The following is a 14,523-nucleotide window of genomic DNA, read 5'->3' as shown; positions in this document are numbered from 1 at the left end:
GCTGCTGGCCACCGCCAGCCTGCTGGCCCTGCACTACGGCGGCCAGCAGCGCGGCTGGAGCGCGCTGGCGTGGCTGCTGCCGGCGGCCGCGGCGCTGCTGCTGGCCGCGTCGCGATTGCTGCCGGCCGGCGCACTGCGCGCCGCGCGCGGTTTGCCCACCGTGGTCTCGCTGCGCGGCATCGCCGCCGGCTCGTATTTCCTAACCGAGGCCTACATCCCGCTGCTGCTGTCGTCCGAACGCGGCCTGTCGCCGACCTGGGCCGGCGCGGTGCTGACCCTCGGCGCGATCGGCTGGTCGACCGGCTCGTGGCTGCGCGGGCGCAGCGCCCACGCGCAGCGGCCGTGGCGCTACCTGCAGGCCGGCATGGCGATGATCGCGCTGGGCATCGCGGCGGTGGCGGCGCTGGCGCTGCTCGAGGCGCCGATCGGGTTCGGCATCGGCGGCTGGATCGTGTCGGGGCTGGGCATGGGCCTGATCTACCCGACCCTGTCGGTGCTGATGCTGGAACTCTCGCCGCCGCAGGAACAAGGGCGCAATTCCTCGGCGCTGCACCTGGGCGATGCGATCTACACCGCCGCCGCACTGGCCGCGGGCGGCTCGCTGTTCGCGGCGCTGCTGACCCGCTCGCATGCGCTGGCCTATGCCTGCGGGTTCGCGATCGCCTTCGCGCTGGCGCTGGTCGGGCTGGCGCTGGCGGCGCGGGTGCGGGTCGCGCCGGCGGCCTGAAGATCAGTTGTAGGAGGGCCTTCAGGCCCGATGCCTTTCGCTCAGATCGCGGCGACCTGAAACAAGAGCATCGGGCCTGAAGGCCCTCCTACAAAAACAGCCAAGGCCGGCGGCAGCAAGGCCGCGGCTCAACGCGCCGCCTGCGCCTGCGTCGCGGCCGCGGCGAGCTTGCGCGGCGGCGCCTGCGCCAGGCGCTGGTACAGCGCCACCACCTGCTCCATCAGGCCCTGCGTGCTCCAGCCGCGCGCGTCCTGCGGCCCGGCCGCGGACAACTGCGCGCGCAGGTCCGGCGAGCGCAGCACCTTGGCCACGTTTGCGGCGAAGGCTTCGACGTTCTCTTCGCTGATCACCGCGCTGCGCGCATCGCGCAGCACCGTCGCGGTGCCCATCACCGCGGTGGAGACGATCGGCACGCCCAGCGCCATGGCCTCGATCAGCACCAGGCCCTGGGTCTCGGTCGGCGAGGCGAACACGAAGGCGTCGCCGGCGCGATAGGCGTCGAGCAGGGTCGTGCGCCGGTCGAGGTTGCCGAAGAAGCGCACATTGGCGTCGAGGCCGTAGTCCTTCGCCAAACGCTTGAGCCGTTCGGCGTCGGGGCCTTCGCCGGCGATGATGAACATCAGATCGGGGAAATCGGCGACCAGCCGGCGCGCCACCTGCAGCAGGAAGGCGATGTTCTTCTCCACCGCCAGCCGGCTGACCGTCACCAGGGTCGGCCGCGCCGCGTCGATGCCGTGCTCGGCGCGGAAGCGTGCGCCGTCGCCGTGGGCGAACTCGCTCAGGTCGATGCCGGTCGGCAGCACGGTCGAGGGCGTGGTGATGCCGTAGCGGTCCAGCACCTCGACCATCTGCGCGGTCGGCACGATCAGATGGTCGACGCCGTGGCAGAGCATGCGCGAGAGCCGCCGCGCCACCAGCCGCAGCAGCCCCACCGGCGCCCACGGCAGGTAGTGGCCGATGTATTCCTCGAAGTAGGTGTGGTAGGTCTCCACCGTCGGCCGGCCGGTCAGCTCGGCCAGGTCCACGCCCAGACGGTGGGCGCGGAACGGGGTGTGGATGTGGATCACGTCCCAGTGCCGCTGCGCCAGTTGCGGCAGCAGCCGGCGCGCTTCGGGGGCGCGGATCAGGCGGTCTTCGGGATCGAAGAAGATCACCCGCGCCGGCAGGCGCAGGATCTCGAACTCGTCGCTGTCGTGCAGCTCCTGGCCGCTGCCGGGGCCGTAGTCCGGCGCGACCAGGGTGACCGCGTGGCCCATGCGCGCCAGCGACTGGGCGAAGGTGCGGATCGAGGTCGACACCCCGTTGACCCGCGGGAAGTACACGTCCGAGAGCATCAGGATGTTCATCCGGCCAGCCTAGAGAGCGTGGATGACCGATTTGTGTCCTGGGGCGGGCTGCGGTGGGAGGGCCTTCAGGCCCGAAGCCTTTCTTTCGGATCGCTGTTGGCTGACAGAAAGGCTTCGGGCCTGAAGGCCCTCCCACCGGTTGCACAACCCGCCCGCTGTCCCGACCATGGCTCACCGCCCCGCCCGCACGACCGATGCCCGCCTCGTCCGACCTCTCCGCCGCTCCCGCCCCCACGTTGCGCCGCAAGCTGCGCTGGCTGCTCGCGCTGTGTCTGCTGGCCTGGATCGCCAGCGGCGTCTACCACGTCTACAAGCCGCTGCCCGCCGGCGTCGGCGTCGCCGGCCCGCTGCGCAGCGCGCGCGACGTCGCCTTGCTCACCGACATCACCTGGACCGACCCGCAAGGCGCGCGCCACAGCGACCAGCACGTGTTCGACGAAGCGCTGCGCCTGATCGGCCAGGCCCGCCGCGCGATCGTCGCCGACCAGTTCCTGTTCAACGATTTCGGCAGCGACAACGCGGGCCCGGCGCAGTACCGCAAGCTCAGCCAGGAACTCACCGACGCGCTGATCGCGCGCAAGCGCGCGGTCCCCGGGCTGACCGTGGTGCTGATCACCGACCCGATCAACACCGTCTACGGCGGCCGCGCTTCGCCGCAGCTCGACGCGCTGCGCGCGGCCGGCGTGGACGTGGTGACCACCGACCTCGCCCGCCTGCGCACGCCGAACCCGGCCTGGTCGGGCCTGTGGCAACTGTGCTGCCGCTGGGCCGGCAACGCCGACGACGGCGGCTGGCTGCCCAATCCGCTCGGCCCCGGCAAGGTGAGCCTGCGCAGCTGGCTGGCGCTGCTGAACCTCAACGCCAACCACCGCAAGACCCTGGTCGTCGACGACGGTCCGGACTGGACCGCGCTGGTCGCCTCGGCCAATCCGCACGACGCCAGCAGCCTGCACGGCAACGTCGCCCTGCGCTTCAGCGGCGCCGCCGCGCTCGACCTGCTGGCCAGCGAGCGCGCGGTCGCGGCGCTGTCCGGCGCCGCGTGGCCGTCCGCGCTGCCGGCTTCGGTTCCGCGCGAGAGCATCGTCGACACCACCAGCGCGCCGCGCGTGCAGGTGCTGACCGAAGGCCGGATCCGCGACGCCCTGCTCGCCGCGGTCGACGGCGCCCGCGGCGGCGACCGGCTGGATATCGCGGTGTTCTATTTCTCCCATCGCCGCCTGGTCGACGCGGTGACCGCCGCGCACAAGCGCGGGGTCGGCGTGCGGGTGCTGCTGGACCCGAACGAGGACGCGTTCGGCCGCAAGAAGAACGGCGTGCCCAACCGCCAGGTCGCCGCCGAACTGGTCGCCGCCGGCGTGCCGCTGCGCTGGTGCGACACCCACGGCGAGCAATGCCACGCCAAGCTGCTGCTGCGCAGCGGCCGCGACGGCAGGATCGAACTGATCGCCGGCTCCGCCAACTACACCCGCCGCAACCTCGACGACTACAACCTGGAATCCAGCGCGCGCGTGGTCGCGCTCGACGACGCGCCGGTGGCGCAGCAAGCGCGCGCCTACTTCGAGCAAAGCTGGAGCAACAGCGGCGGCCGCGCGATCAGCACCGACTACGCCCGCTACGCCGACGACTCGACCCTGCGCAAGATCTGGTACCGCATCGCCGAAGCCAGCGGCCTGTCCAGCTTCTGACCCGGCCTCGCCCGCTTCCCTCCGCAGCAACGCAATCGCTACGCAAATTTCGGCGGAGCTGCGCGTCCAGCCCCCCGATCCGGCCGCTGCCGCGCCCCAACCCGAAGCCTCCTGTAGGAGCGACGCGAGTCGCGACCGCGACAACGCAACTACGTCGAGGCTTGCGTCGCAGTTGCGTTGTCGCGGTCGCGACTCGCGTCACTCCTACAGGAGGCCTGCGCCATTGCTGCGCCGCAGCTTGCCCCATCGGACGATGGCGCCGCGCGCGCCGCGGCGCTTCACTGCCGCCACGCCGGAGCCGGTTCCGGCCTGGGGAAGCGCCGCATGTCCGCCGTCCGCTCGCTGCACCGGTCCGCGCCCCGCGCGGCCCGCTGGCTGTCGCTGTCCGTCCTGCTCGCCGGCGCCTGCTGCGCCGCACCCGCCTTCGCCTCCAGCGAAGTGACCGGCTTCGGCAGCAATCCCGGCAACCTGCGCATGTTCGCCTACGTGCCGCCGAACCTGCCCGCCGACGCGCCGCTGGTGGTCGCGCTGCACGGCTGCTCGCAGAGCGCGGCCAGCTACGACAACGAGACCGGTTGGGAGATGCTGGCCCAGCGCTGGCGCTTCGCGGTGCTGCTACCGCAACAGCAAAGCGCCAACAATTCCAGCACCTGCTTCAACTGGTTCGAGACCGCCGACACCAGCCGCGGCCAGGGCGAGGCGCTGGCGATCAAGCAGATGATCGAGCGCATGCGCGCCGACCACGCCGTCTCCGCCAGCCGGGTCTACGTCACCGGCCTGTCCGCCGGCGGCGCGATGGCGGCGGCGTTGCTGGCGACCTATCCGGACGTGTTCGCCGGCGGCGCCATCGTCGCCGGGATTCCGTATCGCTGCGCGACTTCGTCCAGCGCCGCGTTCTCGTGCATGTCGCCGGGCACCGACCTGACCCCGCAGCAATGGGGCGACAAGGTCCGCGCCGCCAGCGCCCACACCGGCCCGTGGCCGATCGTGTCGCTGTGGCAGGGCGACGCCGATTACCTGGTGCGCCCGATCAACCAGACCGAACTGATGCAGCAATGGACCAACGTCCACGGCATCGACCAGACGCCCGACGTGCAGGACACCGTCGCCGGCGTGCCGCACAAGGTCTATCGCGACGGCGCCGGCCGCGCACTGGTCGAGACCTACACCATCGCCGGCATGGGCCACGGCGTGCCGGTCGATCCGGGCAGCGGCGAAAGCCAGTGCGGCACCGCCGGCGCTTACATCCTCGACGTCAACATCTGTTCCAGTTATTACATCGCGCGCTTCTGGGGCCTGGACGATCTCGACCCCAACCCGCCGCAGGTCGCGCTGACCGCGCCCGTCGACGGCGCCCTGGTCAGCGGCACGGTGACGCTTGCCGCGCAGGCCAGCGACGACGTCGGCGTGGAGCGGGTCGAGTTCCTGCTCGACGGCGGCGTGCTCGGCAGCGACGCCAGCGCTCCCTACTCGCTGCAGTGGAACAGCGCCAACGCCGGCGACGGCGCGCACACGCTGCAGGCGCGGGCGTTCGATCTGGCCGGCAACAGCGCCTCGTCGGCGGCGGTCGCGGTGCAGGTCGTCGACGGCGGTAGCGCGCCGCTGACGATGGAGTTCGACAACGAAGACGGCAACGACGGCTACGTCAAGGCCAACGCCGACGGCAGCGCCGCCGCGGTCGGCACGCTGGAGACGACTTACGGCCTGGCCAGCGGCCGCGGCGCCGACGGCAAGCACAACCGCAGCGTGCTGTCGTTCGACACCTCGGCCCTGCCCGACGGCGCGCAGATCCTCGCCGCCACCCTCAGCGTCGGCTTCGGCAGCGCCTACGGCGACCCGTGGAGCCAGCCGGCCGGCAACCGCCTGCTGATCGACGCGCGCCGCGGCTGCTTCGGCGGCTGCGCGATCGAGGCCGGCGACTACGCCGCCGCGGCCGACGCCAGCGCGGTCGCCGAACTGGCCCGCTTCAGCGGCGGCCGCCAGACCTCCAGCGCGTTCGATGCCGCCGGCCTGGCGGCGATCGACCGCACCGGCCGCACCCAGTTGCGCCTGCGCTTCGAGCAGCCGCCGGCAGCGACGAACTACCTGTGGATCCAGCGCGGAGCGAACGCGAAGCTACGAATCGAGTACCGTCCGTGACCGCATCGCCAACTGCGGCAAGGCCTCGAGCGAGGAGCGAGCGCAAGCGAACAAGGCGTGAACGAAAGCAAGCGCCACCGCGCGCCTTTTCTTCCTCCTCGCTCCCAACCGCCAACCCCTGACTCCCAACTCCCAACTCCCAACTCCCAACTCCCAACTCCCAACTCCCAACTCCTAACTCCTAACTCCTAACTTCTAACTCCTAACTCCTAACTTCTAACTCCTAACTCCTAGCTCCTAGCTCCTAACTCCTAGCTCCTAACTCCCGGCACCTAAGGTAAGGTCCCCCCATGGACCCGCTCCGCTACCTCCGCAGCTACCCGCCGCACGTACTGACCCAAGTGCAGTCGCTGGTCGACGCCGGCAAGCTCGGCGAGATCCTGCGCAAGCGCTACGACCACGGCAGCCACGCCGTGCGCGACGACAAGGCCTTGTTCGCCTACGTGGTGGGGCTCAAGGACCGCTACATGCGCAAGGCCGAGCCGCTCAACAAGGTGATCTACGACAACAAGCTGCACGTGGTCAGCCACGCCCTGGGCACCCACACCGCGATCTCGCGCGTGCACGGCGGCAAGCTCAAGGCCGCGCGCGAGATCCGCATCGCCACCTTGTTCCGCGATGCGCCGGCGCCGTTCCTGGAAATGATCGCGGTGCACGAACTGGCCCACCTCAAGCACCGCGAGCACGACAAGGGTTTTTACCAGTTGTGCGCGCACATGAGCCCGGACTACCACCAGCTCGAATTCGACCTGCGCCTGTACCTGACCGCGCAGGAAATCGAATCCGCGGGCGCGCGCTGAAACCCGCGCAGCGGCGGCGCCGCGCCGGACTGGGCGTGCGGCGCCCTAACCGCAGCTAAACCGAGGTCATGGCCGCGCTCGGCGCCCGCCTGGCCGGCGTCGGCCGGATCGCGCCCGCGGCCATCGCGATGACGGCTGCGCCGCGACAACGCGCAACGCGGTTTTGCCGGGCATTGCGGGCACGCCGCCGGCGCCGGCACAAACTCCGGGGCATCGCCGCGGCGCAGCGTGCACCGCCCTGGAGCTGCACAAACTACAGTCTCGATACACAACACCCACAGCCGGCCGCTTCAGCGCCGACGCCGGCCGTCCGCCAACGGTTAGAATCTGCGGCTTCCGTCGCACCTCAGCTCACGCCATGGACCGCATCGAGATCGGCCGCCTGATCCAACAACGCCTCGCCGCCCAAGTCGCCGACATGCAGGCGCAGTGGCGCGGGCACGCGTCGATCCGCCATTGCTTCGTCGACGACCTGCTGCCGCCGGAGCTGGCCCGGCGCATCCACGCGGCGTTCCCGCCGCCGGCGAGCATGATGCTGCGCAAGAACCTGCGCGAGCTCAAATACGTGTCGGCGCAGATGGACCGGCACGATCGGCTGCTGGAGGAAATCGTGTTCGCGTTCCAGCAGCCCAGCGTGCTCGAGCAGGTGCGCGCGATCACCGGGCTGCGCTCGCTGTATCCGGACGAACACCTGTACGCCGGCGGCATTTCGGTCATGGGCCAGGGCCACTTCCTCAATCCGCACCTGGACAATTCGCACGACAAGGACCGCGAGCGCTATCGCGTGCTGAACCTGCTGTACTACGTCTCGCCGGACTGGAGCGAGGCCGACGGCGCCAACCTGGAGCTGTGGCCGCACGGCCCGCAGGGCGAGCCGATCACCGTGGTCAGCCGCTTCAACCGGCTCGCGCTGATGGTGACCGACCGCACCTCCTGGCATTCGGTCTCGGCCAACCGCAGCGAGCGTCCGCGCTGCTGCGTGTCGAACTACTACTTTTCCGATCATCCGGTCGGCGACGCCGAGTATTTCCACCCGACCTCGTTCCGCGGCCGCCCCGAGCAGCGCGTGCGCGACCTGGCGCTGCGCGCGGACGCGTCCGTGCGCGGCTGGGTGCGCAAGCTGTTCCCCAAGGGCCTGCGCGCGACCCGCCACGTCTACCGCCGCGACCGCTGACGCGGGTCGCGGCCGCCGCGCTCATCCCGCCGCTTCGTCCTCGCGCATCATCAGCAGCGCGATCAAGGTCAGCGCGCCGGCGGCGGCGAGGTAATAGCCGACATAGTCCAGGCCGTAGCTCTGGGCCAGGAACATCGCGATCGACGGCGCCAGCGAGGCGCCGAGGATGCCGGCGAAGTTGAACGCCAGCGAGGCGCCGGTGTAGCGCACCGCGGTCGGGAACATCTCGGCCAGGATCGTGCCCAGCGGCCCGTAGGTCAGCCCCATCACGCCCAAGCCCAGGCTCAGGAACGCGAACACGCCCCACGGGTTCGCGGCCACGAACAACTGCTGGAAGAACGCGCCGAACAGCATCACCGCCAGGGTCGAGACGATCATCGCGATGCGCCGGCCCTTGCGGTCGGCGAACACCGCCGACAGCGGAATCATCGCGGCGAAGAACAACACGCTGCCCAACTGCAGCAGCAGGAACTGATGGCGGGTGTAGCCCAGGTGGGCGGTGCCCCAACCCAGCGCGAACACCGTCATCAGGTAGAACAGCACGAACGTCGCCAGCGCGCAGAAGGTACCGGCGACCAGCGCGCCGGGGTGCTTGAGCAGCACGCTCAGCATCGGCACCTTGACCCGCTCGTGATGGTCCATGGCTTTGCGGAACGCCGGCGTCTCGCTGATGCTCAGGCGCACCCACAGGCCGACGAACACCAGCACCGCGCTGGCCCAGAACGGCACCCGCCAGCCCCAGGCGAAGAAGGCCTCGTCGCCCATCAGGTCGGTCAGCACCAGGAAGATGCCGGTCGACAGGAAGAAGCCGATCGGCGCGCCGAGCTGCGGGAACATGCCGTACCAGGCGCGCTTGCCCGGCGGCGCGTTCTCGGTCGCCAGCAGCACCGCCCCGCCCCACTCGCCGCCCAGGCCCAGGCCCTGGCCGAAGCGGCACAGCGCCAGCGCGATCGGCGCCACGATGCCGACGCTTTGATAGGTCGGCAGCAGGCCGATGATCACCGTCGACAGGCCCATGGTCATCAGCGCCGCCACCAGCGTGGCCTTGCGCCCGACCCGGTCGCCGAAGTGGCCGAACAGCGCCGCGCCGACCGGGCGGGCGAAGAACGCCAGCGCGAACGCGGCCAGCGATTGCAGCTGCGCGGTGTTGGGATCGGCCGACGGAAAGAACAGCTGCGGGAACACCAGCACCGCGGCGGTGGCGTAGATGTAGAAGTCGAAGAACTCGATGGTGGTGCCGATCAGGCTCGCGAACAGGACCCGCGAGGGAGAATTGACCGAGGCCTGGGCGGCTGCGCTCATCGGCATGTCCGGATTGGGGGGAGGTGGTGCATTGATACCCGATCCCGGGCCGGTTCGGCAAAGACCGGACAGTCGCAGCCGCTGGCCGCGCGCGGCGCGATCCGGCAAGGTGGGCCGTCCCCCCGAACCGACCCTCGCCGCCATGAGCGAAACCGCCCCTTTCCGCGTCGCCCTGATCGGCTACGGCTTCGCCGGCAAGACCTTCCATGCGCCGCTGATCGCGGCCACGCCGGGGCTGGAGCTGGCGCTGATCGGCTCCAGCGACGCGGCCAAGGTCGGCGCCGATGTCCCCGCCGCCGCGGTCGTCGCCGATCCGCTGCAGGCCGCGATCGATCCGCGCGCCGATCTGATCGTCATCGCCACGCCGAACCACAGCCACGCCCCGCTCGCGCGCGCCGCGTTGGCCGCCGGCAAGCACGTGGTCGTGGACAAGCCGTTCACCCTGGACCTGGCCGAAGCGCGCGAACTGGCCGCGCTGGCGCAGCGCCACGGCCGATTGCTGTCGGTGTTCCAGAACCGGCGCTGGGACAGCGACTACCTCGGGGTGAAGCAGGCCATCGAATCCGGACGGCTCGGCGAGATCGCGCACTTCGAATCGCATATCGACCGCTTCCGCCCGCAGGTGCGCGAACGCTGGCGCGAGCAGGCCGGCCCCGGCACCGGGGTGTGGTGGGATCTGGGCCCGCACCTGGCCGACCAGGCCCTGCAGCTGTTCGGCCTGCCCGAGCGCGTGTTCGCCAGCCTGGCGGTGCAGCGCGACGGCGCGGTGGTCGCCGACTGGGCGCACGTGGTGCTGGAGTACCCGCGCCTGCGCGCGATCCTGCACGCCGGCATGCTCGCCGCCGGCGGCGTCGCCCGCTTCCTGGTCCACGGCCGCGACGGCAGCGTGGTCAAGGCGCGCGCGGACCGGCAGGAAGCGCAGTTGCTGGCCGGGCTGGCGCCGGGCGCGCCCGGCTGGGGCGACGACCCCGACGACCTGCAGTGGTTCGGCGCCGACGGCGAAACGCGCTCGCCGACGCCGGCCGGCGATCAGCGCCGTTACTACGCCGCCGTGCGCGACGCGATCGCCGGACGCGGCGCCAATCCGGTCACGCCGCTGCAGGCGGTGGCGCTGATGGCGGTGCTGGAAGCGGCCCATGCGTCGGCCGCGCAAGGGCGCGCGCTGGCGCCGGCGCTGAGCGAGGACGAACGCGCCGCGTTCGCGCGCGAACGCGGGCGAAGCTGAAGCAGGCTCACCTTCGCTCATGCGCGGATGAACGATCCGCGCGCATGCGTTCGGGTACCGCAGCGCGGATAGCGTGCGAATTCGAGCGCGCACGCGCAGCGCGCGATGCCGATGCGGACGCCGTCGCGCGCCGCCGCCGTGCGCGAGCATGAACCGCGCCGCCGCGCGTCACGCCTGCGCGCGGACCGCGCGCACATGCGCAAGCGCTGCGCGTACGCAATTGCAAGCGCGGCGCAGGCGGCAACCGCGCGCCGCGCACACGCGCAGCGCCGAGTCCATCGCAGATCGGCAAAGCGGAACTAAGCCCGCCGGCTAATGCGCGAAACATCAAGGATTCGCCGGCACCGGCTTTCCTACTCTGTGCGCGCTCCAACCGAGCGGCGCCGGCATTCCCTGGCATGGCGCCGCGACGCAACGGATGCGCGCTTACACCCCGGCCCCGCGCGGGCCGTTGTTCAGTTGCGCCAGGCCCGGCCCCGGCCGGATCCGCGCCATGCAGCAGTTGCGGCGAGGCCACGGCCGCGCCGCGCCACAGGGGAGTCGTCGGCGGCCTCGTCCATCGCCAACGCTGCGGCGCGCCTGCGCCGACAGCGGCGCATGCGCGCGGCGCCGATGCGACGCAACTCCATCCCTACACCTCCACCGAGCAGGTACTCATCATGAATCAGCGCATCCTCCGCTCCGTCCGCCTGAGCGCCCTCGCCTGCGCCCTGGGCCTGTCCTTCGTCGCCACCCAAGCCAGCGCGCAGAGCGCGGAAGTGGTGTCGGCCGGGGCCAAGGCCTGCGCGCTCAGCGGCGGCGTCACCGTCACCGTGCTGGGCCTCAACACCACCCTGCCGCTGCCGTGCACCGGCCAAGCCCAGGTCACCGCTCCGGGCAGCAAGGAGAACAGCGCGCTCGGCCTCGACATCGGCCTGCTCGGCCTGGTCAGCGTGGTCAAGCTCGACGTCGCCCGCCAGCGCGCCGACTACACCAACCTCAGCGGCGCTACCGCACTGGACGGCCGTTCCAGCGCCGCCGGCCTGAGCCTGGTGCAGAACCTGGTCGCGCTGGAAGGCGCCAGCGGCGCGCTGTCGTGCGACTCGCTCACCGGCAGCACCGTGCTGCAGTGCCAGGCCAGCGCCGACGTCGCCAACGTGCGCATCGCCGGCGGCGACGTCATCACCGTGCCGACGCCGCTGCCGCAGAACTTCCGCGTGCCGGTCGGCGGCAGCATCCGCCTGGTCGTGCTCGGCATCACCGTGGAAGTGCCGGTCGGCGGCGCGCTGACCCTCAACAGCGTCGCCACCAGCGGCGTCGGCAGCCGCGACGTCAGCGTGACCCACAAGCCGGTCCAGCTGACCCTCGGCGGCAGCGTCAACGTCGGCGGCCTGGGCCTGATCGGCGTGCAGGTGGAAGCCGCCGCGACCCCGTCGACGATCAACGTGCGCGGCCGCACACCGTTCACCGCGGTGACGGTGGACTGATTCCGAGCGCAATGCCTCGCGTCGGAGACGGCGCGGGGCGTTGTGGGTTTAGCGGATTGAATGGAAGAAGGGAAAAATGGAATCAAAGCAGCACCGCAATCCGCCAGCCGCGGAAATACGCCCAACAGCTTCCTGTAGGAGCGGCGCGAGCCGCGACCGCGACAAAACACCTGCGGCGAAACGTCCGTCGTAGTTGCGTTGGCGCGGTCGCGGCTCGCGCCGCTCCTGCAAAAAGCGCCCCCATCGCGCCGCGCTCACGGATGCGATTGACGCCCTCGCGCCGCTTCAACGGATTCTTAGCGTTCATCGCGTTAAGTTTCCCCCATGAAGAACCCGACCCATCCGCAGTCCCGAGATCGCCTGCGATGAGCGCGCAGTGCGATTACAGCTTCGGCATCGAGGAAGAGTTCTTCCTGGTGCGTCCGCACAGCCGCCTGCTCGCCGCGCAAGTGCCCGCGCGCCTGCTCAAGCGAGCCCGCGCCGAGTTCGGCGACAGCATCGAAAGCGAGCTGCTGCAGGCGCAGATCGAGATCGCCTCGCCGGTGCAATGCGACCTCGGCCAGGCCCGCCGCCAGCTCGGCGAGCTGCGCCGCGGGCTGGGCGCGCTCGCCCACGAGCACGGCCTGGCGCTGCTGGCCGCTGGCACCCATCCGCTCGGCCAATGGCGCGAGCAGGCGCAGACCGACAAGCCGCGCTACCGGCAGCTGGTCGAGGATTTCCAGATCGTCGCCCGCCGCAGCCAGGTCTGCGGCCTGCACGTGCACGTGCAGTTGCCCGACGGCGTCGACCGGGTCCAGGCGATGAACCGGGCGATGCCGTGGCTGCCTTTGCTGCTGGCGCTGTCGACTTCCTCGCCGTTCTGGGATCGCTTGAACAGCGGGCTGATGAGCTACCGCCAGGCGATGTACGACGAATGGCCGCGCACCGGCATTCCCGATTTCTTCGCCGGCGAAGCCGAGTACGACGCCTTCGCCCAGGTGCTGGTGCGCGCCGGCGCGATCGCCGACGCCAGCTCGCTATGGTGGGCGATCCGGCCCTCGCCGAACTTCCCCACGGTCGAGCTGCGCATCGCCGACGCCTGCACCCATCTGGACGACAGCATCGCCATCGCCGCGCTGTTCCGCTGCCTGATGCGCCACATCGTCCGCCACCCGGCGCCGGCGCCGCCGTGCGACGCGGCCACCCGCCGGCTCATCGACGAGAACCGCTGGCGGGCCAAGCGCTCGGGCCTGCAGGCCGAGTTCCTCGACGCGCAGGGCCGGCTCGAACCGGCGCTGGCGCAATTGCAGCGCCTGCGCGCGCTGATCGCCGACGACGCCGAGGCGCTCGGCTGCGCCGACGCGCTCGCGCACCTGGACGTGCTCGTCGCGCGCGGCACCAGCGCGCATACGCAGCTGACGATCTACCGCGAACAGCGTCAGGCCGGCGCCAGCCGCAACGCCGCGCTCAAGGCGGTGGTCGACTGGCTGCTGCGCACCAGCCTGCCCGCGCAAACGCCGGTCCCCGCCACCGCCGCCCACTGATGCCCGCCATGCCCACGCCCGCCCGCAAACTGCTGATCGGCCTGTCCCCGCGCCTGATGCGCAACCTGCCGCCGGAATACGGCTTCCGCAACAAGACCCTGCAATACCTCGAGCAATCGATGGCGCACTGGGTCATGAGCAGCGGCGCGCTGGTGGTGATGATCCCCACCGTCGACGCCGAAGGCGCGGTGCAGGCCACCGACCTGTCGGTGCGCGACTACGCCGGCGGGCTCGACGGCCTGATCCTGCAGGGCGGCGCCGACATCGACCCGGTCGCCTACGGCGAGCGCCCGAGCGAACTGCTGATGACCACCGACCCGGACCGCGACCGCTTCGAACTGAGCCTGCTGCGCGCTTTCGTCGCTGAGGGCAAACCGGTGTTCGGCGTCTGCCGCGGCATGCAGCTGATCAACGTCGCCCACGGCGGCAGCCTGCATCAAGACTTGGTCGGCGCCGGCGTCACCCGCGCCGAGCACTACATCCCGGCCCAGTACGACGAACACAAGCACGCCCTGCGCCTGCGCGAGGACGGCTGGCTGGCGGCGCTGTATCCGCAGGTGGCGCGGCCGCAGGTCAACTCGATCCATCACCAGGGCATCAAGCGCATCGGCGCCGGCCTGGAAGCGGAGGCGTGGTCGGAAGACGGCATCGTCGAATGCGTGCGCGGCCGCGGCGCCGGCTTCGTGGTCGGGGTGCAGTGGCACCCGGAATTCCACGACCATCGCTTTCCCGAGCTGCTGCCGGGCCGGCCGTTGCTGATGGCCTTCATCGAGGCGGCGCGCGATCGCGCCGCCTCGTCGTGACCGCGACCGGCGGACCTGCGCCGCAGTGGCCATCGGCCGCTACGAATCGACTCGTAGGGCGGGCCGCCGCCCGCTGTGAGCCGATGACCGCGGAAAACCGATCCCCGCTGCGAATCGATGTGCGCTGGGAGCCGACGCGATTGCCGAGGCCGCGCCACCCGCCGTATCGTTCGACCGGACCGCACCGCACAAGGACCCGCCCGCATGAATTCCGCGCAACGCATCCCCTGTTCCGCCGCAGCCGTGTCCGCCGCGCTGCTGGCCGCCGCGACCCTGAGCGCCTGCAAGCGCGAGGCCGCGCCGGCGCCCGCGACGTCCGCGCCGCAACCCGCC

The 14,523-nt window shown here is 71.1% G+C and carries 12 protein-coding genes and 2 pseudogenes; 10 read left to right on the top strand and 4 right to left on the bottom strand.

From position 1 onward, the window contains the following. Together A7A76_RS18930 and A7A76_RS26870 are read left to right on the top strand one after the other, a co-directional pair. Window positions 1–727 (top strand): MFS transporter (locus A7A76_RS18930; protein WP_343225367.1); only part of this gene is annotated, 727 nt, incomplete at its 5' end. Between the two features lie 9 nt (window positions 728–736). Further along, window positions 737–787, top strand: a pseudogene (locus A7A76_RS26870) (DUF6053 domain-containing protein); the annotation flags it as partial. On the opposite strand, the gene A7A76_RS26865 reads toward A7A76_RS26870, so the two are convergent. The 3 genes and pseudogenes from A7A76_RS26865 to A7A76_RS26860 all read right to left on the bottom strand — a co-directional run. Continuing rightward, window positions 769–831, bottom strand: a complete 63-nt coding sequence (locus A7A76_RS26865) for a DUF6053 domain-containing protein (protein ID WP_428995193.1) — start codon at window positions 829–831, stop codon at window positions 769–771. The pseudogene A7A76_RS26870 and the gene A7A76_RS26865 sit on opposite strands and share 19 nt — an antisense overlap. Before the next feature lie 24 nt (window positions 832–855). Further along, window positions 856–2,073, bottom strand: a complete 1,218-nt coding sequence (locus A7A76_RS18925) for a glycosyltransferase (RefSeq protein ID WP_206412665.1) — start codon at window positions 2,071–2,073, stop codon at window positions 856–858. A 49-nt stretch (window positions 2,074–2,122) separates the two neighbouring features. Further along, window positions 2,123–2,209: pseudogene (locus A7A76_RS26860) on the bottom strand (DUF6053 domain-containing protein); the annotation flags it as partial. Window positions 2,210–2,267: 58 nt separating this feature from the next. Between A7A76_RS26860 and A7A76_RS18920 the strand changes: the two are divergent. The 4 genes from A7A76_RS18920 (at window position 2,268) to A7A76_RS18905 (ending at window position 7,871) form a co-directional block, all read left to right on the top strand. Beyond that, window positions 2,268–3,758 (top strand): phospholipase D family protein, encoded by a 1,491-nt coding sequence (locus A7A76_RS18920; protein ID WP_206412664.1) that lies wholly within the window; start codon window positions 2,268–2,270, stop codon window positions 3,756–3,758. Between the two features lie 324 nt (window positions 3,759–4,082). After that, window positions 4,083–5,897 (top strand): extracellular catalytic domain type 1 short-chain-length polyhydroxyalkanoate depolymerase, encoded by a 1,815-nt coding sequence (locus A7A76_RS18915; RefSeq protein WP_206412663.1) that lies wholly within the window; start codon window positions 4,083–4,085, stop codon window positions 5,895–5,897. 290 nt (window positions 5,898–6,187) lie between these two features. Beyond that, window positions 6,188–6,697 (top strand): YgjP-like metallopeptidase domain-containing protein, encoded by a 510-nt coding sequence (locus A7A76_RS18910; protein WP_206412662.1) that lies wholly within the window; start codon window positions 6,188–6,190, stop codon window positions 6,695–6,697. A gap of 358 nt (window positions 6,698–7,055) precedes the next feature. Continuing rightward, window positions 7,056–7,871: a 2OG-Fe(II) oxygenase gene (locus A7A76_RS18905; RefSeq protein WP_206412661.1), complete on the top strand. Its 816-nt coding sequence runs from the start codon at window positions 7,056–7,058 to the stop codon at window positions 7,869–7,871. Between the two features lie 21 nt (window positions 7,872–7,892). Here the strand turns inward: A7A76_RS18905 and A7A76_RS18900 are convergent, their stop codons facing one another. After that, entirely contained in the window at window positions 7,893–9,173 is a 1,281-nt protein-coding gene (locus A7A76_RS18900) for an MFS transporter (RefSeq protein ID WP_206412660.1), read from the bottom strand. Window positions 9,174–9,315: 142 nt separating this feature from the next. On the opposite strand from A7A76_RS18900, the gene A7A76_RS18895 reads away from it, so the two are divergent. The 4 genes from A7A76_RS18895 to A7A76_RS18880 all read left to right on the top strand — a co-directional run bounded on the left by A7A76_RS18895 (window position 9,316) and on the right by A7A76_RS18880 (window position 14,190). Then, complete coding sequence (locus tag A7A76_RS18895; RefSeq protein ID WP_206412659.1) at window positions 9,316–10,398, top strand: oxidoreductase; 1,083 nt, start codon at window positions 9,316–9,318, stop codon at window positions 10,396–10,398. A 659-nt stretch (window positions 10,399–11,057) separates the two neighbouring features. Further along, a complete protein-coding gene (locus A7A76_RS18890; protein WP_206412658.1) occupies window positions 11,058–11,864 on the top strand; it encodes a hypothetical protein in 807 nt (268 codons plus the stop codon). Between the two features lie 365 nt (window positions 11,865–12,229). Beyond that, window positions 12,230–13,387 carry a carboxylate-amine ligase gene (locus tag A7A76_RS18885; protein WP_206412657.1) on the top strand — a complete coding sequence of 386 codons (1,158 nt, stop codon included), beginning with the start codon at window positions 12,230–12,232 and terminating at the stop codon, window positions 13,385–13,387. Window positions 13,388–13,395: 8 nt separating this feature from the next. Further along, the gene (locus tag A7A76_RS18880) at window positions 13,396–14,190 is read left to right on the top strand and encodes a gamma-glutamyl-gamma-aminobutyrate hydrolase family protein (RefSeq protein WP_206412656.1); all 795 of its coding nucleotides are present in this window, start codon (window positions 13,396–13,398) and stop codon (window positions 14,188–14,190) included. Window positions 14,191–14,523 lie beyond the last annotated feature (333 nt).

The sequence above is a fragment of the Lysobacter enzymogenes genome, from assembly GCF_017168095.1.
Lineage (GTDB): Bacteria > Pseudomonadota > Gammaproteobacteria > Xanthomonadales > Xanthomonadaceae > Lysobacter > Lysobacter enzymogenes_D.
The sequence above is the reverse complement of the archived record's forward strand: the minus strand, read 5'-3'. Positions and strand labels throughout refer to the sequence as shown.